We start from the raw sequence: 19,525 nt of genomic DNA, 5'->3' as shown, positions 1-19,525 counted from the left end.
CGATACCGTGTCGTTTGCCATGCCAAGCTAAAATTTCGCGCCGCTCGCGAGATTACGCGCTCAGGGGCTGCGGATGCCGTAGACCGAGGTTGGTTGTTTGAAACGCAGCCAAGTCGTCCCAGTCGCGGAAGCGAAGCAGGGTCGGGGTTTACTGCGAGAACTTGGTGGTGGTCCCGGCTGGGTTCGAACCAGCGACCTCCCGCGTGTGAGGCGGGCGAGACTGTCACTGACCTGCGGTTTATCTGCGTCTGTGCGTCGTATGCGCCGCATTGAGCAGGGCTGACGTACCCAGGCTGTCCGGCGAACGGACATAAACCGGACACGGTGCTTGCACTCCCGTCCAGGAGTCTCCGAGTTGCCGCTCGCGTTGTGGGCAGCTTCGGGGGTTCCGGGGAGCAGGCACCCCGATGCCCCGCATCGCATCATCAGTCACCCGGTCGACACCGTCGACGAACGCCGCGGCATCGGCATCTGAACAGCCGCCATTCGCGCAGGGTTCTGCCGGAGCCTCGGTTGACGGGAGGTCGCGAGAGCCCGAGGCCGCCAGGCCGCAGGGCGCGAGAGCGACAGCGTTCGGCCGGACGTCAACCGAGGCGCCGAGCCACAACCCGGCCACGGCCGGCGGGCTTGTTATATGTGCCAAAAATGTCCGCGCCAACCTCACAGACAGGATCGCGACCGGAGAGCTGCGGGCGATCGACGCATTGGGGTTGCAGTTCCCGAGCCCAAAGATGGTCACGGCGGCGGCGGCATTGTTCGAGCCGGCGGCACCGTGGGCATGTGGCCCTGAGCGTCGTGGTGTCGAACCGGAATCCGGACGGTTTCGCATCACCATCGGCCCTGGCGTCGTACGGCTCGGGTGGGCCAATCCTGTCCGGGCCGAGAAAACCGCAGAGCGGGCCGTCGGTTATCACCAACGCGACGTTGACGATGCCAAGCTGCACGTCAGAAACGACTTCGCCCTGACAGCCGGGAACGACGATCAGGCCGTCGTGTCTTCGACACGACGGAGCAGTTCGGCGGCCGACCAGCGCAGCGCCGGAGCTGTCATCACCGAGTGGCCCCGCAAATCACGCTCGGCCATGTGCCGCACCTTCGCCGAACTCGACTACAGCCCACTCGTCGAGTCCGGTCGCGTCCCGGCCACGATCACGCTCACCTACCCCGGAGACTGGGAGGTTGTCGCGCCGGACGGGGCCAGCGTGAAACGGCATATGATGTTGTGGCGCAAACGCTTTCACCGCGAGTACGGCGAACCAGCTCGCTACATCTGGAAACTGGATTTTCAACGGAGCGGCGCACCCCACATTCACCTATGGATGGCACCGCCAATATCGCCCGGCCGCTCGGGTCGCCGCTTTGCGCAATGGCTGTCCGAAACGTGGGCAGAGGTTGTCGACCACCCAGACTCGGCGCAGAAGGCGCGGCACCGACTCGCCGGAACCGCCATCGACGTGCGCAGTGGCTTGAAAGCCCGCGACCCGAAGCGGCTGGCGATCTACTTCACCAAGCACTCATCACCAAACCTGAACGGCGGCAGGGAATACCAGCACATCGTGCCCGAACTGTGGCGGCGGCGCGGATGCGGCCCTGGCCGGTCCTGGGGCAATTACGGACTCAAGCAGGCCATTGCCGTCGTGGAGGTCAACCAGGACGCCTATCTTGCCGCCCGCCGGATCGTGCGGCGCTGGTCACGCAGCCAAGCGGTGTACGGCAACCCCACCAGCCGCTTTCCTACAGCCGTGGTGCCGCGCACTGCTATTCGCCTGGTTCCCCGCGTCAATCGCGACACCGGAGAAGTGACTCATCGAAGGGTGCACTGACGACGAAAGCTCTGCGGCCCAGGCGGACTGGCCGGCGGCTACGCCCTAGTGAACAATGGACCGGGATTCGCCGCCCAACTCGCCCGCGCCGTTGTATGAATCGGCCCAAACACGCCACTATCGTGATGCGTTCAGCCTGTGCCGTCGTCGGCACGTCCCCGATTGCCTCGGCAGCAGGGTTGCCGCCGGGCCGTGTGGTCAGAGACGGCGCATCGCCTCGGTTGTGGGGTATAGTGAAACTAATCGTTCGGCCCGCACCGAGACTCTGTCTCGGGAGTGGGCCGGATTTCGCTATCGCCCCCATGCCGGTTCAGCCCAGCAAGCTCTCGGCGTCGATCGATCGGACGCCGGCGAGCGTGTTTGCAGTTGTCGTGCGGTCGGTTGGCCTTGACCCTTTGAAAGGCGGCCGGCGAGCACCAAGAGCAGGGTTACGATTTTTCTGTGGTGCAGCCGTTGAACGTCGATTCCGCCGTCCTGCGGAAAGAGGCCGCCAACTTCGAGCGGATCGCTGAATCGCTCAAAGATCAGATCACGCGTGTGCAGCAGACGGCAACTGAGTTGGTCGCCGAGCACAACTGGAAGGGCTTGGCGCGTGATGCGGTGAACGGCGCGCTCAACCAGTACGTCGAGGCCGCCCAGGTAATGTGCAACGAGCTGAACGACAACTCGACAAAGCTCGCGAGCGCCGGCCTGCTCTACGGTTCCACCGACGAGCAGCAGACCTCGCGATTAACGCACGCAATGAAGCTCGGTGGCGAGACCGTCGACAGCCATCGCGGTCACATGAGCAATGCCGACAACAAGCATCACGACGGCCACATTCAGCGGGTAGACGACCACCACGGGAGCGTTGATGATCAGGCAATTATTGACGATCCGAATGCGGATCCCGTCGCTAAACGCTTGGCGCACGAGCGTTTAGACGATGCGAGAAACGCAACCTTGGTCGGGCCGCCGCTACCCGATCCGGTTCTCGGAGGCGACACCCGAACACGCGCCCAGGCTCGACGCCAGTTCCAAGAATTCTTGGAATCGGGCAAGGCATATCCCGACCGCCCACCGCTGACGCCTGATCAGGCCACTCAGTTGCTCGACAAGTGGGAGGCCAACAGCCGCAGCATGGTTCTCAACGATTTCGGCAAGCAGTTGCAAGTGGCAGGGGTTTCTGGTCCCGGCATCGAGCGCGCGCTTGACGACGTCCGCAGCGGGAAGACTCCGGCGCAGGTTCTTCGCGAAGCCGCAGATGGCTTGTCCAACTATGGTGGCGCACTTGGCGGCGGCGCTGAGAGTCACGCAGGCGCCATGCCACACGGCAAGCACTGGGGTGAAAACGCCCCAGTCTGGTCGGAAGCAGACGCAAAGGCGCTCGAAGGCTTCGGCCGCAAGCTCTCGATGGCTGGCGTCGGCTTGGATGCTGTCCTCACCGCCGTCGATGTAGCCCACGGGGCCCCGCCCCTTCCTGCTACGGCCGAGCTGGGTGGACGGGCCGCTGGAGGCTTCGCCGGAGGTTGGTTAGCGGGCTCGCTTTGGGGATCGCTCGTGGGCCCCGAAGGCACGCTGATTGTCGGGTTGCTCGGCGGCGTAGCGGGTGCCGCCGGCGGAGACAAAATCGTCAAGGCGTTGGGCGGATGAACGACATTGCATTGGGTGGGGTCATCGTCTGCATTGCCATATGCGTCACGCTTTCATCCTTCAAGATCGGTATTGAGACCCAGCGACGCATCTACTGGGCCAGTGTCGCGGTGGCAGCAGCATTCGGCGCAGCGATGGCATATCCCAAGTGGGCAACTGGACTCTGGATCGCAGGGATCCTGCTCGGCGCGATGACCGTGGCCGCCTACACGACAACGCCCTACATCAAAATCGGCGGCAGAATCTTCGCGCTCTCGCTTGCCGACAGCCAGTCGGAATCAAAGACGGCAACTCATTCGGGTGACGACATCGATCCGACGCCCGATTCCTACGGCGGCATGCTTTCAGCGGCCAAGATGTGGTGGATGCTGGTCGTCCTCGCGGTGATCGCGGGCGGAAATGTCTACTATGCGGTCATTGGTCGCGAAGGAGGCTTGATCCCATGGATCGGGGCAGCCTTCATCACGTTGGCGGCTATCGGCATCGGATACGCAGACGGAAGTTGGGACTATCCTGTCGCGCGCCGCCAGTACATCCAACTTGTGACGGCATCGCTGGTCACTGCGGGCGGCATCGCCTTCCTGTATCTGGTTGCCTACTACGCGGCCCGTGTCCACCCGTTGCGTCGCGAACAATCGCTCGAATACCGGGCTCACCCGCGCCACCAGAAACGCAGCGCCGCAGACTGATCACGGACAGCGTTTGCGTACTTGACGCGACGATAGCACTGACGAGGCTTTTCGCCGTGTTCTCCCATTGGTTTTTCCGCCAGATAAGTAACGGCCGCATCGACTCACGCATGGAGGACCCCGATGGAGCCCCAGCGTCGCCGCATTCGTTGGTCCCAACACGAACTTCGGGTCGCAGCCGGAATACGAGGACGACCGCGTTCACTACCTCGCCGAGTCAATCAGTCGACATGGTAAAACAGGGCTGAACAGGCAAATGTGCTGACCGCCGTCAGCACGCTTACCGAGCAGCTCAATCGCGATGGCAGTGGTCGACGGAGGCGGGCGTCGATCCCCCGGCCATCGTGGTGGCTGCGTTCCTGCAAGCGACCGTCACCGCGAATATTTACAGCGATCTCTACTCCGACGAACTGGACCAGGTGGCAACCAACCTCGATCAGCTTCACGCAACCGAGACTCACACACCGACGACCGGACACAAACCGGACGAGTCAAACCAACCACCGAGTGCATAACCCGTGTCAATGCAGGTCAAATATGGTGGTCCCGGCTGGGTTCGAACCAGCGACCTCCCGCGTGTGAGGCGGGCGCTCTTCCACTGAGCTACGAGACCGGGTTCCCAGAGACGAACGACGTCGAAGGTTAACACGAGACGGCATCTCGGCTGAACGCGCTGCCGGCGGTCAATTCGCGGCGCGCCGATTGTTACTGAGGAATTTGTGCGGTCGCGCTCAGGTGGACTATCGTCGTGCTTCGCACCGGGCGACGATGTCGTTCGTGGCGTGCGGATGTAGCGCAGTTGGTAGCGCATCACCTTGCCAAGGTGAGGGTCGCGGGTTCGAATCCCGTCATCCGCTCGAAGGTGCATCTGGCATTAATCCAGCGGTGGAGTGGCCGAGTGGTGAGGCAACGGCCTGCAAAGCCGTGCACACGGGTTCGATTCCCGTCTCCACCTCCAGATTTGTTCCACCCGCGCGATTAGCTCAGCGGGAGAGCGCTTCCCTGACACGGAAGAGGTCACTGGTTCAATCCCAGTATCGCGCACCATGTTTGACCTGCGATAACAGGGTTAAAAAGGGTCCGCGTGACCTCAATATGACCTGAGATTGACCGGAGCGTGGCTCTCAACCGAGAGGCAACGCCATGACCACCGCCCCAACCACCCCGGATGCGGCCCTGTCGTCGCTCCACGCCTGTCGTGACCACCTGCTCCAAGCAGTGCTGGACGCCAGCCACGCCGCAGCCCTGCTCGACGCCTCCCGCGCGGTTCGCGCCCGAGAACTGGTGACGCTGCTCGACGCCGCCATCAGCCACGCCGGGCGGCTAGCCACCGCACCCGCTGGATGAACCGCTACGGCGATCAATACGCCAACGACGCTGAGCGAGAACAGGGATACCATGACTACCTACGCAACCGCGACGAGCTAGCCGCGGTCTTCGGCGGCGGAAAGTGATGTCTATCGTGCGCCCACTGCTCTCGGTCGCTGCGGTGGTCCTGTCGGCCACGCTGGTCTTCGCCGCGGCCGCCCACGCTTCCACCGACGACGACAATTACCTCGGCGCACTGAGCCGCCACGGCATCACCGGTGACCCGGCCGCGTTGATCACCGCCGGCCACGACGTGTGCTGGGCGCTCGATCAGAACTGGGTGGTGGTCGGCGAGGCGCTGTGGAAGCCGCAGAGCGAGTACGCCGCCCAAGGCGTGACGGGAACGCAGTACGCGCAGGCGCGTCACGACGCGGTGAACGCCTACTGCCCCGACCATGCGACGTGGCGGGATTAGTAAGGGGCCGCGGTCCTGACCCGGGGTCCGTGAATCGCGACAAACCCGGCCCGGATCAGGGGCCGCTAGCCCTCGATGCGCTTCCACGCGGAAACCGAAGGGGAAGAACTGTTTCCGGCCGACAGACCATCGAAGGCGCGGTCGGGTCCGCCGGGGTTAGCGTCCACTCCGGCCCAGGGCGGCCCGCCACCGGCGAGGAAAGCGTAGGCGTGTTGCCCGGCGTGACGGCACCATTCGCGTCAACGTTCGTCCGCCCACACGGCGGCAGATCAGCTGAGCAGCCGGGCTGCCCCGGATCGCGATCCACCATTGTCGTTGACCTTCAATTGGGCGCGGTCAGCCGGCGTCAACCCGAACGACGACCCGATTGACCTCATCTCGCCAAGACACGCCTGGCGCACACGAAACGCGGAAGTGATCGTCTGAGGGTGAAACTTTTGATCCTCCGCCGCACCCGCGTCGTTGACCTGCGCTTCGGCCGCGAAATAGCGGGCCTCAGCGTTGCAGTACGCAGCGAACAAACCGACGTCCCAAGAAGTCAGAATGCGCTTATCGATCAAATCCGGGGCCAGCCGATCCCACACCGCCTGCGCGTCCGACGCCAACTCCACCGGCGGCACGATCGGGTTAGGGGCCGGAATCGGCTCCTCGTGATTGATGCGGCCCTCCCGCACCCCCTCAAGCGCCTTGAGATGATTCGGGCGCCCCTTAGGCCCGCTTCCGGTGCCGGCCATCAGCAGCGCTCCACATACTGCTCGCGCTCAACACGCACCGACTCCTCAACCTCGAGCGGCCGGAGCGTCACCGTCACCTTGCGGGCTTCGCCGACCTGCTCGGTCTCGACCGTCAACTTGTCCACCGGTACACCTTCCCTCGTAACACGTCCACAATAGAACGCGTGTTCTAGTTTGCCCCGGTTTGCTGGAGTTTGCTGGCAGCCGCAGCGAGTTTGCTGGAGTTCGCTGCGCCTTCGCTAGTCGCAAGCCTCTGACCAGCACTTATAGCTGAAAGTTAGCTGCGCGTCCTGACCAGCGCAAACCCAAAATAGTTTTTTATGGCAAATCTGTCGCCCGGCTTGGGGGGTCGACTGATCTTGAAGTTCTTAGGGATTCCGCCGCCCCCCTCCTTTGCTATGCCCTCTGAGCTGCGGTTATATCCAGCAAACAAAACACAACTACCTGCGGTTATGCGCTGTCCGGCAGGGCCGGCAAATCGAATGCGTGTTCGTTTTTCGTGCGATTGTTTGATCTACTTCGCAGTCGGCGCAGGCCGGCCGTCAAGGTGGTAGTCGACAGCCACGCGGCCTAAAACGGTACGGCCGCAACGCAGCCGTGGGCAGTATCGAATCAGCCGCCGACTACGCCCGGAACAAGTGGTCTGCGTGCCATGGAGAAAGCCGTCGACCACGAATTCGTCGCCGCCACCACGCAGCGCTACACCACTGTCTTTAACCGTGACGTCTGCTCAGCATCCGAAGCCGCCTGGCGAAAACGTCTCTGACCGTGGGCCACACAGCGCATGCTCAGCGCCATGACGGCACGTCGAAAAGCCCTGATCGCAGCAGGGTCGGCATCTGTCCTATGCGTGCTACTGGTCGCAGCCGCTCTTATCGCTATGGCGTCTCGCCAGTCCTCAGGGCCGTCACCGACATGGAGTGCGCCGGTTCCCTCGGCGTCGGTGGGCATCACCACGCCAGCGGCCAGTGCGGAGCTGGCGAAACTCGCCGCGATTCCCATCAAAGGGCGGGCCCCAAAAACCGGCTATGACCGCGCGCTCTTTGGCACGCCGTGGACTGACGACGTCACTGTTCCCGGCGGCCACAACGGCTGCGACACGCGCAACGACATCCTCAAACGCGACCTCACCGGTACCGGCTTCAAACCAGGCCGCAAAGCCTGCATCGTCCTCAGCGGCATCCTGAACGATCCTTACACCGGAACCACAATCCTCTACCAGCGCGGCCCTGGAACCTCGAGCCAAGTGCAAGTCGATCACATCGTGCCGATCCTGGACGCGTGGCAGAAAGGCGCTCAGCAGTGGGATGACCTCAAACGCCGGAACTTCGCCAACGACCCGCTGAATTTGCAAGCCACAACCGCTGCGGCTAACCGGCAGAAAGGCTCTGCGGACGCGGCCACATGGCTACCGCCCAACAAGGCCTACCGCTGCGCCTACGTCTCCCGCATCATCGACGTGAAAAGCGCATACGGAGTGTGGATGACTCAGGCCGAGCATGACGAAATCAAGCGCGTCGTAGACACCTGCTGACCCGGGGGCTCAGGATTCCACACCCCCTACTTCAAGGATGGTCAGCACCCCCACGACAGCGTTACTGCAAAGCTGCGGGGAGGCTATCTGCGGTGGTGGGGATAGTCGCTTTCGATGATTCGAGGCCAGTCCGGGCAGATCGCGGCTGGGTTGTTGTGCCACCAACCTCTTGGCCGGCCGGGCACGACTACGGCGAAGACGGCTGGTCAGTCAGTTCTTTCTGGTGTCCCCGCAACGGCCGAGCGGGCTACCGCGCGCGGGACATACGAGGCCGTACTGCGGGCAGTAGTTGGCGGTGTCGGCGAACCGCGCAATTTGTGCGGCGTCGAGGCCGAGGTTCTCTTCGACATCACGGAAACCGCTTCCGGTGAGCAGCGATACGGGTCCGGCTCAGCGCGGAGATGGACCGGCGGCTTCTTCGCTGAGACGAGATCAAAGCAACCTGTTACGCCGGCCCAGGATGCGGCCGCGTCGACCTGTTATGCGGGCATCCCGACGTCGGCCCAGGATGCCGGTTCGCCGACCAAACACGGACTCGTAGACCGCGATGAGCGCGATGGCAGCGGCGACTCCGATCAACAGCGGAATCCACGCGATTCCGCCGTTGGCGTTGTGGTATCCGAATTGGCTGGCCACGGCCGAGCCGATCAAGCCACCCACGGCGCCTACTAAAACTGTCGCGATCATGGTGATGTCTTGCTTGCCCGGCATGATGAGACGCGCCACCAGGCCGATGACCGCGCCCACGACGAGGGCGAGGATTATAGATCCGATCATTGCGCAGCTCCTCTGATCACAGTGCCCCTCACAGACACCAGTTCGCGCTGCGAGTTCCCCGATTTGCTGGGCTTCTAACACAGGTGTTTAGGAAAATTCTGACGAGAGCGGGTTCTCTCACCACGACTCGGAGTCCAACTTCTGTGCCATCCGCTTCGCCGCCTCGAGCGTCGGCGGCGACTGAGGGTCAGCCGGCCTGCTCGGGTCGTATTCGCCGTCGATGAGTAGATCCGGCATCCAGTTCTGTCCGGCGCCGACGACGAGATTCGCGGGTCGATGCTGTCCGCGCCGTGAATCGACCTGATCTCAACGGACGATTGCTGATGGCGTGATCGGGCTAAGCTGCTGTCATCACCGTTTAGCCTTCGGCGGTGCATTGGTGGAAGGTCTCAACACATGGTCACGCTGTTCTCGACCAGACTGGCTGCCGCAGCCGGTGTTCTGACACTGTCGCTGACCATCGGGGCCGGAGTCGCGTCCGCAGATCCCGACCTGGGTCCGGTCATCAACACCACATGCAATTACTCGCAGGTGGTATCGGCGCTGAACGCGCAGAATCCGGCCGCGGCCGCGGGACTGTCCGCTTCGCCGAGCGCGCAGGGCGCGCTGCGTGGATTCCTCGCCTCCACGCCTGATCAGCGCGAGCAGATATACGAGGAGCTCAGAAGCAAGCCCGGATCGGAGCAATACGTCCAGCAGTACGCCGGCGCTGTCCTCCAAGTCGCCAACACCTGCAACAACTACTGAGCGGACGGACGCGAGCTTCTTGCACACGCCCCCAGCGCTGCCCGACACAGCGCTTTCGTGGCTCAACTCACCGCAGCCGCCCGATTCAGCGACTCCAGTCGACCGCCGGCGCATAAGCTGTGGCATGCCCGCCCACTGAGAGGCCCGCTATGACGAGGTTTCTTCGCCGCCTACTCGCCGCCATCGCGACCGTCGGCATTCCGCTGGCAATTGTCGCGGTTGCGACGTCGACCCCGAGTTCCGCGGCCTGCGATCCGAAATGGTCGCACAATGTCTGGAACGGCGAGTGCCATCCACCACCAGCGCCGCCGGACTGGTACAGCGTTCGGCCGGCGTACGCGCCGCCGTATGCGCCCGTGGACGTCCCGCCGCCGCCTCCCCCTCCGCCGGGGGCCGGAAATATGCAGCCTCGCTGGGACGAGGGTGGCCAGCACTGGATCTGGGCCGGTATTTAGCCAGTCAGTGACGGTGTTCCCACCGGAACATCTCGATCCGCCCCGGTGCCGATGCCCAGAATTGCCCGCCCTGTGGTCAACAGCGGCAGCGTCGCCGCCGCCTGCGCGGTGACCGCCGGATTGCGTCGACCCGTGTCAGTCACCCGATCCCAAGACGTATGCGCCCCAAACGATTTCGGGCAGCTAGATGCACCTGCAGCCCCGGCGCCGCCGGACCCAGCACCGAACATCAGCAGAAGACACCGCGTGACCCCACCCCGACCTGCCGCAGAGCGCGTCTTTCAGCCCACCGGAGGCCCGCCGGAATTCGGAGCGGGCTGGGCACCGGCGCGCTGCAGGAATTGCGGGCAGTAGGCGCTCGCCGCGATCGCGGTGAATTGCGCCGCCCTGGTGATATCCAGGCCCGGGTTCTGCCGTGTAACGAGTTGGACGACATCGAGTTGCGGCTTGCCCTGCGCCATCATTTCGCAGGCCGCCTTCGCGGCTTTGACCGCGCCGGTCTGGCTTTTGACGGTGATGTCCGTCTTGGTGAGGGCGTCGAGAAAGCTTGCATCCAAGCCCGGATCGGACCCCGCCGGAGTCGCCTGCACGGCCGGGGCAAAGGCCAGCGTCACGGCTAGCACCGCCATCGCCAGCCGGAGGATCATCGAAACATCGTCGCGCACCTTGACTCCTTTGTCACGGCGTGCGAACCGCCCCATCGGTTCGCACGTCCTGACAAGATCGGACGTATGGCCGAAAGAATCGAAGTCCAGCGCACGATCGCCGCTCCGCCGGCCGACATCTTCGCAGTACTGTGCGACCCGCAGGGTCACGTCGCCATCGACTCATCAGGCATGCTGCAGGACGCCGACGGCGCGGCGGTCGCCGCTACCGGCGACAGCTTCGTCGTACACATGGACCGCGAAGCCCTCAGCGACTTTCCGGACCTGGGCAAGTACGACGTCACCGTCATCATCCGCGAATTCGAGCAGGATCACTTGATCGCGTGGACGGTGTTGGGCCAGATCCGGCCACAGATCGGTCATATCTTCGGCTACCGCCTCGAACCCGACCAGCAGGGCGAAGGCACACTCGTCACGTCGTTCTACGACTGGTCGCAGATCGACGAGAAGTGGCGCGAAGCCGGGATCTTCCCGGTGATCTCCGAGGGAGCGCTGCGCGCATCGCTGGGCATCTTGGATCGCACGGTCCGCCGCGGTTATCCGAAGGGCTGAATCCACTCGCGCCGTCAACCTACTGTCGACGGGATGGCGGTATCGCACCCATCGGCAAGAGCATCGGCGTGACCGAGCAAGCGGCCCCGCAGCGCCGTAGTGGTCGCCCGCACGAGGCCGGCAACAACGAGATCACCCCGGACCATCTGATGCTCGGGGCGCTGAGCGACCCCGAGTCACTGACCGCCGGCAAGAAAAGCTGAGGGTTGTCCAACCCAGCAACGTGAGCCCGGCAGTGTGCCATCATGCGATGGTCGCCAAGGAGGACAGATGCGCCGCTACCTGGTTGTCGTGATCACCGCCATCGCGGCCACATTCATCGCGCTACCCCGCGCGTCGGCCGGCGACGCTCCGATCGGTCACCTCGGTGACACGTTGCGGGTCGACACCGGGAAGATCGTCGCCGACGTCACGGTCAGCAGCGTGCAACCGGTCGACCCGCCGCCGGGGTTCGGCTACAACCGGGTTGGCATTCCGGTGAAGAGTTTCCCGAACAGCGCGGTCGTGCGCGCAGATGTGACGATCCACGCGGTCCGGGTGCCCAACCCGTACCAGATGGTCACTGTTTTCACCTTCGACGGAGTCACGCCGTTCGGTGACGCGTACAAGTCCCGTGCCTCCGACGCGCCTGACGCACTGGACGCGGCACTGACCAACGCACCGGCCGGATCGGTCGTTCGTGGCGGCGTGTACTGGGAGGCCTACCGCGATCCGGTCTCCACTGTTGTTCTGCTGGACAAGAAGACGGGGTATCACCTGGCGCAGTGGAACCTGTAGCGCGGATCGCCACGGCGGATTCCGTCGACGCCGTGGAGCTGGCAGCAGTCGCCGCGCGCACGTTCCCGCTGGCCTGTCCCCCCTCGGTAGCAGTCAGCGACATCGCCGCGTTCATCGACGCGAACCTGTCCGATGTCCGCTTTACCGACTACCTGACCGACCCGCAGCGGTTGATCTTCACCACCAGCCAACGAGGCCGAATCACCGGTTACGCCATGCTGATCACCGGTGAGCCTGACGATCCAGACGTTCAGCGCGCCGTCGACAGTCGACCCGCCACCGAGTTGTCGAAGATGTACGTGCTGCCGGCGCAGCACGGCTCGGGTGCGGCGGCAGCGTTGATGCAAGCCGCCCTCACGGCGGCCGCAGACCGGGGCGACAGCTGCGTCTGGCTCGGCGTCAATCAGAAAAATGAACGCGCACAACAGTTTTACAAAAAATGCGGCTTCACCATCAGCGGAAGCAAAAGGTTTCGGTTGGGCCGTCACCTCCGAAAGTGACTACGTGATGGTCCGGCCGTTTATGCGGTGACGGCAGCGCTCAACGCCAGCAGCCGCGAGGTGGCCCGCAGATATTTCTTGCGGAAACCGCCGGCCAGCATCTCCGCACTGAAGATGCGGTCGAGCTTGTCTCCGGACGCCAGCACCGGGATGCCGGCGTCGTAGAGCCGATCGGTCAGCGCCACCAGTCGCAACGCCACGTTCTGATCCTCGATGGGGTGCACGCCGGTCAGGCAAACCGCTCGCACGCCGTCGATCAGCGCCAGGTACCGCGAGGGATGCATGGTGGCCAGATGCGCGCAGAGCGCGTCGAAGTTGTCGAGGGTCGCGCCCGCCACCCTCGCGGCGTGGGCGGCGACCTCGCCGTCAGACGGCGGCCGCGGCGCGGGCGGCAGATCGCGGTGCCGGTAATCGGGCCCTTCGATCCGAACGACATCGAAAATTGCTGCCAGTGTGGTGATTTCGCGCAGAAAATCTTGCGCCGCGAAACGCCCCTCGCCGAGCTGCTCGGGCAGGGTGTTGGAGGTGGCGGCCACCGACACACCGCGCTCGACGAGCTGCGAAAGCAGGCGTGAGATCAGTGTGGTGTTGCCCGGGTCGTCGAGTTCGAACTCGTCGATGCACAGCAATGTGTAATCGCCCAGCAACTCGACGCATTCGGTGAAACCGAAAACCCCGGCGAGCTGCGTGAGCTGCATGAACGTCGCAAATGCACGCGCATGCAGGGCATCGTCTGGCAGCTGACGGTAGGCGGCAGCCAGCAGATGCGTCTTGCCGACGCCGAAGCCGCCGTCCAGGTACAGCCCGATGCCCGGCAGCACCTCGCGTCGGCCGAACAACTTCCTACGGCCGCTACGGCGCTCGAGGGCTTGCTCGCAGAAGAGTCGGCAGGCAGCCACCGCCGTCGACTGGGACGGCTCGGCCGGGTCAGGGTGATAGCTCGCGAAGCTGGCGTCGGCGAACGTCGCCGGCGGCGTCAGCTGGGAGACGAGCCGCTCCGGCGAGACGGATGGCTGCCGGTCAACCAGACGAGCAGCCCCGCACATGCACGCACCCTATCGACGTGTTGCAATCATGGCATGGCTGACCTTTCAGCTGACGGTTCCGGCGCGGTGCAGATGCGACTGCTCGGCTCCTCGCGGGACGTCGACGGCAGCGATCTTTCCGATCTCTACGGCTACCCCACCGACCACCGGGGCGCCGGCGGCGTATGGCTGCGGGCCAACTTCATCGCCAGCCTCGACGGCGGCGCGACGTTCGGCGGCAAGTCCGGCCAACTCGGAGGCCCCGGCGACCGGGCGGTCTTCGATGCGTTGCGGGAGATGGCGGACGTGATTGTGGTCGGGGCGGGCACTGTGCGAACCGAGGGTTATGCCGGCGCCCGACCGACCGTTGCACAGCGGCAGCGTCGGCAAAGCCGCGCACAGAGCGAAGTCCCGCGGCTGGCGATCGTCTCCAAGTCCGGCCGCCTGGACCGGGATATGCCAATTTTCACCCGCACCGAGGTAGCGCCGCTGGTCTGCACCTGCACGGCTGCGGCCGACCAGACCCGGCGCACGCTGGCCGGACTCGCCGACGTGGTGGACTGCTCGATCGGCGACCCGGACAGCGTCGACTCCGCTACGGTGTTGGCCGCCCTTGCCGACCGCGGCCTGCCACGGGTACTGACCGAGGGCGGCCCGATGCTGTTCAGCTCGTTCGTCGAGGATGGCCTGCTCGACGAGCTGTGCCTGACAATCGCGCCGACCCTGGTCGGCGGTCATGCCGGGCGCATCGCCACCGGCACGGAACAGGTGCTGACCGCGATGCGGTGTGCGCACATCCTCACCGACGACGACGGCTATCTCTACACGCGCTACCTACGGGACCCCGACTGACGACGATGCAGGCCGGAAACGCCCTGCGCAGGAGTCGGGCCATAGACCCTGATCGATCAACCAATCGCTACTGTGGTCGGCATGAGCAGGCGCGCCGCATTCACCACGTCGCTGATCTTGGTGGCCGCTTTGTTGACCGGCTGCGCACCCGGTCTGGCCGCCAACCCGCGCTTTGCCACCGACGCGGGCGCCCGGCCGCAGGGCAAGGCTACGAAGTCGACCACTCCCAGCGGGCCGCCGCCGATAGCCAAGCCGAAGAACGAGTTGTCCTGGCACGACTGCACATCGAAGGAATTCGACAGTGCCGGCGCCCCCGCACCCGGCGGCGTCAAGCTGGATTGCGCGAGCTATGACGCCGACCTCGATCCGGTGAACGGGGCTGACGGGTCGCTGAGCATCGGTGTGGTGCGCGCGAAGTCGGTGAAAACACCCGACGACGCCGGCCCGCTGGTGTTCACCACCGGGTCGGATCTGCCGTCGTCGGTGCAGCTGCCGGTCTGGCTTGTCCGCGCCGGCGCCGACGTGCTTGACAAACACCCCATCGTCGCCGTCGACCGACGCGGCATGGGTCGTTCGAGCCCGATCGACTGTCTCGAGCAGTTCGATCGCCAGGAGATCCAAGACCAGGCACAGTTCGAGGCCGGCAACGATCCGGTCGCCAACCTCGCGGACATCGTGCACAACGCCACCACCAGCTGCACCGACACGATCGCACCCGGAGACTCCGACTACGGCAACACCGACGCCGCGGCCGACATCGAGCGGCTGCGCAGCATCTGGGATGTGCCGACGCTGGCGCTGCTCGGCATCGGCAACGGCGCCCAGGTGGCGCTGTCGTACGCCAGCGCACATCCCGACAAGGTCGCCCGGCTGGTCCTCGACTCACCACTGGCGTTGGGCGTGGGCGCCGAAGCCGCCGCCGAACAAAAGGTCAAAGGCCAGGAGGCGGCGCTAGACGCATTCGCCGCTCAGTGCGCCGCGGTGAACTGCCCGCTGGGCCCCGACCCGAAGGCCGCCGTCAGCGGGTTGCTGGCCGATGCGCGGGCCGGCCACGGCCCGGCAGGCGCATCAGTGGCCTCCATCGTCAGCGCCATCAGCACGGCGTTGGGCTACCCGGCCGGCGACCGGGTCGGCACCACCAACGAACTGGCCACCGCGCTGGTGAACGCCCGCGCCGGGGACACCAACCTGCTGGCCAACCTGATCAACCGCGCAGAAGGCATCAGCGGAACCGACGGGCAGTTCGTCAACTCGTGCAGCGACGCGGTCAACCGGCCCACGCCGGACCGGATCCGGGAACTGGTGGTCGCCTGGGCCAAGCTCTACCCGCAGTTCGGCACCGTCGGCGCGCTGAGTCTGGTCAAGTGCGTCTCCTGGCCGAGCTCGACGCCCCCGCAGCCGCCCAAGAAGCTCACGGTGAACGTGCTGCTGATGGGCGTCCGGGATGATCCGATCGTGGGGTCCGAGGGCGTCTCGGCTACCGCCGCCACGATCATCAACGCGACCGCCGCCAGCAAGCGGGTGATGTGGCAGGGCATCGGCCACGGCGCCAGCATCTACTCGTCGTGCGCGGTCCCACCGCTGGTCGGCTACCTCGACAGCGGCACCTTGCCAGCCACCGACACCTACTGTCCCGCGTGATTCATCGGCCCGTATAGGGTTCGCTCGTGACGCACGCTGACGACGATGCGAAGCCAGGCGATGAGAAGGAGCGGCGCTCGTGACGGGTGTCGAATCCCGACCCGGGGGTCTTCTCGACCGGGTGCACGCGGTCTTCGCGCCCCGCACGGCGGCGCCGAGCAGTGCGACCGTGCTGCGCTCGGCGCTGTGGCCGGTGGCCATCCTGGCGGTCATCCACCGCACCATCGTGGTCACCACGAACGGCAACATCACCGACGACTTCAAGCCGGTCTACCGCGCGGTGTTGAACTTCCGGCACGGCTGGGACATCTACAACGAGCACTTCGACTACGTCGACCCGCATTATCTGTATCCGCCCGGCGGCACGCTGATCATGGCGCCGTTCGGCTATCTGCCGTTCGCGGAATCGCGCTACCTGTTCGTCGCGATCAACAGCGCCGCGATCGTCTTGGCCGCGTACGCGCTTCTCAAGATGTTCAAGTTCAGCCTCGGCTCGGTGGCGGCGCCGGCGCTGCTACTGGCGATGTTCTGCACCGAATCCGTCACCAACACACTGGTTTTCACCAACATCAACGGCGTGATCCTGCTGCTTGAGGTGCTCTTCTTGCAGTGGCTGCTCGACGGCCGGACAAGCCGGCAATGGTGGGCCGGCATCGCGATCGGTCTGACCCTGGTGGTCAAGCCGTTACTCGGCCCGCTGTTGCTGCTACCGCTGTTGAACCGCCAGTGGCGCGCGATCGTGCCGGCTTTGCTGGTGCCCGCGGTGTTCAACCTGGCGGCATGGCGTCTGGTCGTTCATCCCGGGGATTTCATCACCCGCACCGTGCCCTACATGCTGGGCGTTCGCGACTACTTCAACAGCTCGATCGAAGGCAACGGCGTCTACTTCGGGCTGCCGTTCTGGCTCATTCACCTGCTGCGAATCCTGTTCACGCTGCTGGCCATTGGCAGCCTGTGGCTGCTTTACCGCTACTACCGCACCCGTGATCCGCTGTTCTGGTTCACCACCTCCTCGGGTGTACTGCTGCTGTGGTCGTGGCTGGTATTGGCGCTGGCGCAGGGTTACTACTCGATGATGTTGTTCCCGTTCTTGATGACGGTGGTGCTGCGCAATTCGGTGATCCGCAACTGGCCGGCGTGGCTGGGCATCTATGGATTCCTCACGATGGACCGCTGGCTGTTGTTCAACTGGATGTTCGTCGGCCGGCCGCTGGAATACCTCAAAATCACCTATGGGTGGTCGCTGCTGCTGATCGTGGTGTTCACCGTGCTCTATTTCCGCTACCTGGACGCCAGGGCCGAGAACCGGCTCGACGAAGGCATAGATCCGGCGTGGCTGACGGCCGAGCAACCGCTCGCCGTGGACGCTAGCGTGGACGCATGACTTCTTCTCAGCCCAAGGTTCAACTCAGCGACGACGAATGGCGCAAGAAACTCAACCCGCAGGAGTTCGATGTGCTGCGCCGTGCCGGCACCGAGCGCCCTTTCGTCGGTGAATACACCGACACCAAGACCGACGGGGTCTACCAGTGCCGGGCCTGCGGCGCCGAACTGTTCCGCAGCTCTGAGAAGTTCGAATCCCATTGCGGCTGGCCGTCGTTCTTCGATCCGGCGGACTCCGACGCGGTGATCCTGCGCCCCGACCACGCGTTGGGGACGACGCGCGTCGAGGTGTTGTGCGCCAACTGCCACAGCCACCTGGGGCACGTCTTTGCGGGCGAGGGCTACCCGACCCCGACAGATCAGCGCTATTGCATCAACTCGATTTCGCTGCGCCTGGTCCCCGCCGGCTGCTGATCTGCACGGCCTTGGTCAACCGCGGCGCCGAGCGCCTCCACTGACGTCTGCGAAGATTCGGCACATGCGGATCGCCCGCGAATTGCTCGACGATCCCGTCTGGCATGCCCTCACCGGGCCGCACCGCCGGTTCGCGGTCGCATCGGATCACCGCGCGCCACGCGCCTACCGCTACCGCGTCGACGTCGCACCCTTCGCCGCCCTGCCCGACGTCGGCGATCCGCAGGCCTGGCAGCAACTGGCCGCAGTGTGCGGACCCGAGGGACGGGCGGCCCTCGAAGCTGAACGGGCGATCACCGTGCCCGCGGGATGGACGGTGACCAACGTCTTGCCAGTCGCGCAGATGATCGCGCCGGAGCGCGGCCTCGAAACTGGCACGCCGGCGGAAACCATTGTCGCTCTTGGCAAGCGCAACGCCGCCGAGATGATGGCGCTGGCCGAACTCACCCGTCCTGGCCCGTTCGAGGCCTCGACCGTCGACCTGGGCGGCTATCTGGGAGTGCGGCGCGAGGATCGACTCGTCGCGATGGCCGGACGTCGCCTGCACCTGCCGGGCTGGATCGAGATCAGCGCGGTGTGCACACATCCGGATCACCGCGGCCAGGGCCTGTCCCGGCTGCTGATGGCTGCCGTCGAAGCCGCGATAAGGGCCGCGGGCCATCGCGCCTTTTTGCACGTGCTGCACGAGAACACCCGGGCCATCGAGCTTTACCGCCGACTGGGCTTCACCACCCGCGCCGACATGACGATCACCGTGGTGCGCCCGGCGAGCTAGTCAATTCGGGTGGCGTGGACTTCCCAGAACGGGGCGTGCACGCGACCGTCGGTCAGCCACGGCTCGATGGCACGGAATCGTTCGGCCACCGACTTCATCTCTTCGGCCCGCTCGGGGGCACGCCGAAGCATGTGGTCGAGATTCTCCGAACTCATGTTGATCTGGTAGGTCGTCGGCCCCAGATAGCTGATCTGCCAACCGGCGTCTGGGAATACCTGGCGGAAGTCGTCTTCGGTCAGCGAACGCGGCATGAAGAACCCGTTGACATTGCCGGTGCCGAACTCGAACATGTACAGCCGAGCCCCCGGCTTGGTGGCCCGATGCAACGCCGCTGCGTAGCGCCGCTGCAGCTCAGGCTCCGTCGAAAAAGTATGGTAGAAGGCACAATCCACGACGGTGTCGAAATGGTTGTCCAGGCCGTCGAGCTTCATCGCGTCAGCCAGCTGGAAGTTCACCGAGACACCCGCCTTGCGCGCATTCTCGCGGGCCCGCTCCAGCGCGGTTTCCGAGCCGTCAATCCCGGTGGCCGAGTATCCCTGTGCCGCGTAGTAGATGGCGTGATGCCCTGGGCCGGTGCCCGGGTCGAGGACCTCGCCCCTGATCGCACCCAACGCGACCAGTTGCTGTACCACCGGCTGCGGGCCGCCGATATCCCACGGTGTGGCGGCGGGTAAACCGTGCGCGACGGAAGCGTCGCGGTACATCTCTTCGAAGCGAGTGGGATCGTTGGGATCGAATTGCGTTGTCATGTCTCTCCTTCTGCTGTG

At 64.8% G+C, this 19,525-nt stretch carries 22 protein-coding genes, 5 tRNA genes and 3 pseudogenes; 21 read left to right on the top strand and 9 right to left on the bottom strand.

Annotated features, from left to right (window positions below; translation table 11 throughout):
- Window positions 1-165: 165 nt before the first annotated feature.
- Window positions 166-233 (bottom strand) — tRNA-Val (locus tag ABDV69_RS09210).
- Window positions 234-710: 477 nt separating this feature from the next.
- On the opposite strand from ABDV69_RS09210, the gene ABDV69_RS09205 reads away from it, so the two are divergent.
- The 4 genes and pseudogenes from ABDV69_RS09205 to ABDV69_RS09190 form a co-directional block, all read left to right on the top strand.
- Complete coding sequence (locus tag ABDV69_RS09205; RefSeq protein ID WP_343573434.1) at window positions 711-1,823, top strand: hypothetical protein; 1,113 nt, start codon at window positions 711-713, stop codon at window positions 1,821-1,823.
- A 441-nt stretch (window positions 1,824-2,264) separates the two neighbouring features.
- Window positions 2,265-3,455 carry a WXG100 family type VII secretion target gene (locus tag ABDV69_RS09200; protein ID WP_343573433.1) on the top strand — a complete coding sequence of 397 codons (1,191 nt, stop codon included), beginning with the start codon at window positions 2,265-2,267 and terminating at the stop codon, window positions 3,453-3,455.
- On the top strand, window positions 3,452-4,144 hold the full coding sequence (locus tag ABDV69_RS09195) for a hypothetical protein (protein ID WP_343573431.1): 693 nt from the start codon (window positions 3,452-3,454) through the stop codon (window positions 4,142-4,144). Before ABDV69_RS09200 ends, ABDV69_RS09195 begins: the two co-directional genes overlap by 4 nt.
- A gap of 368 nt (window positions 4,145-4,512) precedes the next feature.
- Window positions 4,513-4,659 (top strand): annotated as a pseudogene (locus tag ABDV69_RS09190) (site-specific integrase); the annotation flags it as partial.
- Window positions 4,660-4,682: 23 nt separating this feature from the next.
- On the opposite strand, the gene ABDV69_RS09185 reads toward ABDV69_RS09190, so the two are convergent.
- Window positions 4,683-4,757: transfer RNA gene (locus ABDV69_RS09185), tRNA-Val, on the bottom strand.
- A gap of 171 nt (window positions 4,758-4,928) precedes the next feature.
- On the opposite strand from ABDV69_RS09185, the gene ABDV69_RS09180 reads away from it, so the two are divergent.
- The 5 genes from ABDV69_RS09180 (at window position 4,929) to ABDV69_RS09160 (ending at window position 5,927) form a co-directional block, all read left to right on the top strand.
- Window positions 4,929-5,001, top strand: a tRNA-Gly gene (locus ABDV69_RS09180).
- A gap of 27 nt (window positions 5,002-5,028) precedes the next feature.
- Window positions 5,029-5,102: transfer RNA gene (locus ABDV69_RS09175), tRNA-Cys, on the top strand.
- A 14-nt stretch (window positions 5,103-5,116) separates the two neighbouring features.
- Window positions 5,117-5,191 (top strand) — tRNA-Val (locus ABDV69_RS09170).
- A 96-nt stretch (window positions 5,192-5,287) separates the two neighbouring features.
- Entirely contained in the window at window positions 5,288-5,491 is a 204-nt protein-coding gene (locus ABDV69_RS09165; protein ID WP_343573429.1) for a hypothetical protein, read from the top strand.
- A 106-nt stretch (window positions 5,492-5,597) separates the two neighbouring features.
- Entirely contained in the window at window positions 5,598-5,927 is a 330-nt protein-coding gene (locus ABDV69_RS09160) for a DUF732 domain-containing protein (protein ID WP_343573427.1), read from the top strand.
- 269 nt (window positions 5,928-6,196) lie between these two features.
- Here ABDV69_RS09160 and ABDV69_RS09155 read toward each other — a convergent pair whose 3' ends face one another.
- A complete protein-coding gene (locus tag ABDV69_RS09155) occupies window positions 6,197-6,661 on the bottom strand; it encodes a phage terminase small subunit P27 family (protein ID WP_343573425.1) in 465 nt (154 codons plus the stop codon).
- On the bottom strand, window positions 6,661-6,786 hold the full coding sequence (locus ABDV69_RS09150; protein ID WP_343573424.1) for a hypothetical protein: 126 nt from the start codon (window positions 6,784-6,786) through the stop codon (window positions 6,661-6,663). The genes ABDV69_RS09155 and ABDV69_RS09150 overlap by 1 nt, the downstream gene beginning before the upstream one ends.
- A gap of 818 nt (window positions 6,787-7,604) precedes the next feature.
- On the opposite strand from ABDV69_RS09150, the gene ABDV69_RS09145 reads away from it, so the two are divergent.
- A complete protein-coding gene (locus tag ABDV69_RS09145) occupies window positions 7,605-8,195 on the top strand; it encodes an HNH endonuclease family protein (protein WP_343573423.1) in 591 nt (196 codons plus the stop codon).
- 432 nt (window positions 8,196-8,627) lie between these two features.
- Here the strand turns inward: ABDV69_RS09145 and ABDV69_RS09140 are convergent, their stop codons facing one another.
- Window positions 8,628-8,972, bottom strand: a complete 345-nt coding sequence (locus ABDV69_RS09140; RefSeq protein WP_343573421.1) for a GlsB/YeaQ/YmgE family stress response membrane protein — start codon at window positions 8,970-8,972, stop codon at window positions 8,628-8,630.
- Window positions 8,973-9,368: 396 nt separating this feature from the next.
- Here ABDV69_RS09140 and ABDV69_RS09135 point away from each other — a divergent pair, with 396 nt between their 5' ends.
- Window positions 9,369-9,719, top strand: coding sequence for a hemophore-related protein (locus tag ABDV69_RS09135; protein WP_343573419.1), 351 nt, complete (start codon window positions 9,369-9,371; stop codon window positions 9,717-9,719).
- A gap of 149 nt (window positions 9,720-9,868) precedes the next feature.
- Window positions 9,869-10,174, top strand: a complete 306-nt coding sequence (locus ABDV69_RS09130) for a hypothetical protein (RefSeq protein WP_343573417.1) — start codon at window positions 9,869-9,871, stop codon at window positions 10,172-10,174.
- Between the two features lie 41 nt (window positions 10,175-10,215).
- Here the strand turns inward: ABDV69_RS09130 and ABDV69_RS09125 are convergent.
- Together ABDV69_RS09125 and ABDV69_RS09120 are read right to left on the bottom strand one after the other, a co-directional pair.
- Window positions 10,216-10,337 (bottom strand): annotated as a pseudogene (locus tag ABDV69_RS09125) (LLM class flavin-dependent oxidoreductase); the annotation flags it as partial.
- A gap of 118 nt (window positions 10,338-10,455) precedes the next feature.
- Window positions 10,456-10,839: a DUF732 domain-containing protein gene (locus tag ABDV69_RS09120; RefSeq protein WP_343573416.1), complete on the bottom strand. Its 384-nt coding sequence runs from the start codon at window positions 10,837-10,839 to the stop codon at window positions 10,456-10,458.
- A 66-nt stretch (window positions 10,840-10,905) separates the two neighbouring features.
- Between ABDV69_RS09120 and ABDV69_RS09115 the strand changes: the two genes are divergently transcribed.
- The 4 genes and pseudogenes from ABDV69_RS09115 to ABDV69_RS09100 all read left to right on the top strand — a co-directional run bounded on the left by ABDV69_RS09115 (window position 10,906) and on the right by ABDV69_RS09100 (window position 12,699).
- Window positions 10,906-11,391: a polyketide cyclase gene (locus ABDV69_RS09115; RefSeq protein WP_343573414.1), complete on the top strand. Its 486-nt coding sequence runs from the start codon at window positions 10,906-10,908 to the stop codon at window positions 11,389-11,391.
- A gap of 68 nt (window positions 11,392-11,459) precedes the next feature.
- Window positions 11,460-11,594 carry a Clp protease N-terminal domain-containing protein gene (locus ABDV69_RS09110; RefSeq protein WP_343573412.1) on the top strand — a complete coding sequence of 45 codons (135 nt, stop codon included), beginning with the start codon at window positions 11,460-11,462 and terminating at the stop codon, window positions 11,592-11,594.
- A gap of 67 nt (window positions 11,595-11,661) precedes the next feature.
- The gene (locus ABDV69_RS09105; protein WP_343573410.1) at window positions 11,662-12,168 is read left to right on the top strand and encodes a hypothetical protein; all 507 of its coding nucleotides are present in this window, start codon (window positions 11,662-11,664) and stop codon (window positions 12,166-12,168) included.
- Window positions 12,156-12,699: pseudogene (locus ABDV69_RS09100) on the top strand (GNAT family N-acetyltransferase). The gene ABDV69_RS09105 and the pseudogene ABDV69_RS09100 overlap by 13 nt, the downstream one beginning before the upstream one ends.
- Here the strand turns inward: ABDV69_RS09100 and zapE are convergent.
- Window positions 12,689-13,714: a cell division protein ZapE gene (gene zapE, locus ABDV69_RS09095; protein ID WP_343573408.1), complete on the bottom strand. Its 1,026-nt coding sequence runs from the start codon at window positions 13,712-13,714 to the stop codon at window positions 12,689-12,691. The pseudogene ABDV69_RS09100 and the gene zapE sit on opposite strands and share 11 nt — an antisense overlap.
- A 33-nt stretch (window positions 13,715-13,747) precedes the next feature.
- On the opposite strand from zapE, the gene ABDV69_RS09090 reads away from it, so the two are divergent.
- The 5 genes from ABDV69_RS09090 to ABDV69_RS09070 all read left to right on the top strand — a co-directional run bounded on the left by ABDV69_RS09090 (window position 13,748) and on the right by ABDV69_RS09070 (window position 18,758).
- Window positions 13,748-14,545, top strand: a complete 798-nt coding sequence (locus ABDV69_RS09090; RefSeq protein WP_343573406.1) for a pyrimidine reductase family protein — start codon at window positions 13,748-13,750, stop codon at window positions 14,543-14,545.
- Between the two features lie 81 nt (window positions 14,546-14,626).
- Complete coding sequence (locus tag ABDV69_RS09085) at window positions 14,627-16,186, top strand: alpha/beta hydrolase (RefSeq protein WP_343573404.1); 1,560 nt, start codon at window positions 14,627-14,629, stop codon at window positions 16,184-16,186.
- 79 nt (window positions 16,187-16,265) lie between these two features.
- The gene (aftC, locus tag ABDV69_RS09080; protein WP_343573403.1) at window positions 16,266-17,570 is read left to right on the top strand and encodes an arabinofuranan 3-O-arabinosyltransferase; all 1,305 of its coding nucleotides are present in this window, start codon (window positions 16,266-16,268) and stop codon (window positions 17,568-17,570) included.
- Window positions 17,567-17,983: a peptide-methionine (R)-S-oxide reductase MsrB gene (msrB, locus tag ABDV69_RS09075; RefSeq protein ID WP_343573402.1), complete on the top strand. Its 417-nt coding sequence runs from the start codon at window positions 17,567-17,569 to the stop codon at window positions 17,981-17,983. Before aftC ends, msrB begins: the two co-directional genes overlap by 4 nt.
- Before the next feature lie 64 nt (window positions 17,984-18,047).
- Window positions 18,048-18,758 (top strand): GNAT family N-acetyltransferase, encoded by a 711-nt coding sequence (locus ABDV69_RS09070; RefSeq protein ID WP_343573400.1) that lies wholly within the window; start codon window positions 18,048-18,050, stop codon window positions 18,756-18,758.
- On the opposite strand, the gene ABDV69_RS09065 is transcribed toward ABDV69_RS09070, so the two are convergent.
- Complete coding sequence (locus ABDV69_RS09065) at window positions 18,755-19,507, bottom strand: class I SAM-dependent methyltransferase (protein ID WP_343573399.1); 753 nt, start codon at window positions 19,505-19,507, stop codon at window positions 18,755-18,757. The two genes, ABDV69_RS09070 and ABDV69_RS09065, sit on opposite strands and share 4 nt — an antisense overlap.
- Between the last annotated feature and the right edge of the window lie 18 nt (window positions 19,508-19,525).

Source organism: Mycobacterium sp. (assembly GCF_039583785.1).
In the GTDB taxonomy this organism is placed as follows: domain Bacteria; phylum Actinomycetota; class Actinomycetes; order Mycobacteriales; family Mycobacteriaceae; genus Mycobacterium.
Note: the sequence above shows the minus strand (reverse complement) of the source record. Positions and strands in the feature narration are given on the sequence as shown.

Excerpts from the sequence above, each read along its gene's own strand:
- ABDV69_RS09090 (WP_343573406.1), top strand. The coding sequence starts at position 13,748 with ATGGCTGACCTTTCAGCTGACGGTTCCGGCGCGGTGCAGATGCGACTG.
- ABDV69_RS09165 (WP_343573429.1), top strand. The coding sequence starts at position 5,288 with ATGACCACCGCCCCAACCACCCCGGATGCGGCCCTGTCGTCGCTCCAC.
- ABDV69_RS09105 (WP_343573410.1), top strand. The coding sequence starts at position 11,662 with ATGCGCCGCTACCTGGTTGTCGTGATCACCGCCATCGCGGCCACATTC.
- ABDV69_RS09070 (WP_343573400.1), top strand. The coding sequence starts at position 18,048 with ATGCGGATCGCCCGCGAATTGCTCGACGATCCCGTCTGGCATGCCCTC.
- ABDV69_RS09195 (WP_343573431.1), top strand. The coding sequence starts at position 3,452 with ATGAACGACATTGCATTGGGTGGGGTCATCGTCTGCATTGCCATATGC.
- ABDV69_RS09140 (WP_343573421.1), bottom strand. The coding sequence starts at position 8,972 with ATGATCGGATCTATAATCCTCGCCCTCGTCGTGGGCGCGGTCATCGGC.
- ABDV69_RS09130 (WP_343573417.1), top strand. The coding sequence starts at position 9,869 with ATGACGAGGTTTCTTCGCCGCCTACTCGCCGCCATCGCGACCGTCGGC.
- zapE (WP_343573408.1), bottom strand. The coding sequence starts at position 13,714 with ATGTGCGGGGCTGCTCGTCTGGTTGACCGGCAGCCATCCGTCTCGCCG.
- ABDV69_RS09115 (WP_343573414.1), top strand. The coding sequence starts at position 10,906 with ATGGCCGAAAGAATCGAAGTCCAGCGCACGATCGCCGCTCCGCCGGCC.
- ABDV69_RS09135 (WP_343573419.1), top strand. The coding sequence starts at position 9,369 with ATGGTCACGCTGTTCTCGACCAGACTGGCTGCCGCAGCCGGTGTTCTG.
- ABDV69_RS09065 (WP_343573399.1), bottom strand. The coding sequence starts at position 19,507 with ATGACAACGCAATTCGATCCCAACGATCCCACTCGCTTCGAAGAGATG.
- ABDV69_RS09155 (WP_343573425.1), bottom strand. The coding sequence starts at position 6,661 with ATGGCCGGCACCGGAAGCGGGCCTAAGGGGCGCCCGAATCATCTCAAG.
- msrB (WP_343573402.1), top strand. The coding sequence starts at position 17,567 with ATGACTTCTTCTCAGCCCAAGGTTCAACTCAGCGACGACGAATGGCGC.
- ABDV69_RS09085 (WP_343573404.1), top strand. The coding sequence starts at position 14,627 with ATGAGCAGGCGCGCCGCATTCACCACGTCGCTGATCTTGGTGGCCGCT.
- ABDV69_RS09160 (WP_343573427.1), top strand. The coding sequence starts at position 5,598 with ATGTCTATCGTGCGCCCACTGCTCTCGGTCGCTGCGGTGGTCCTGTCG.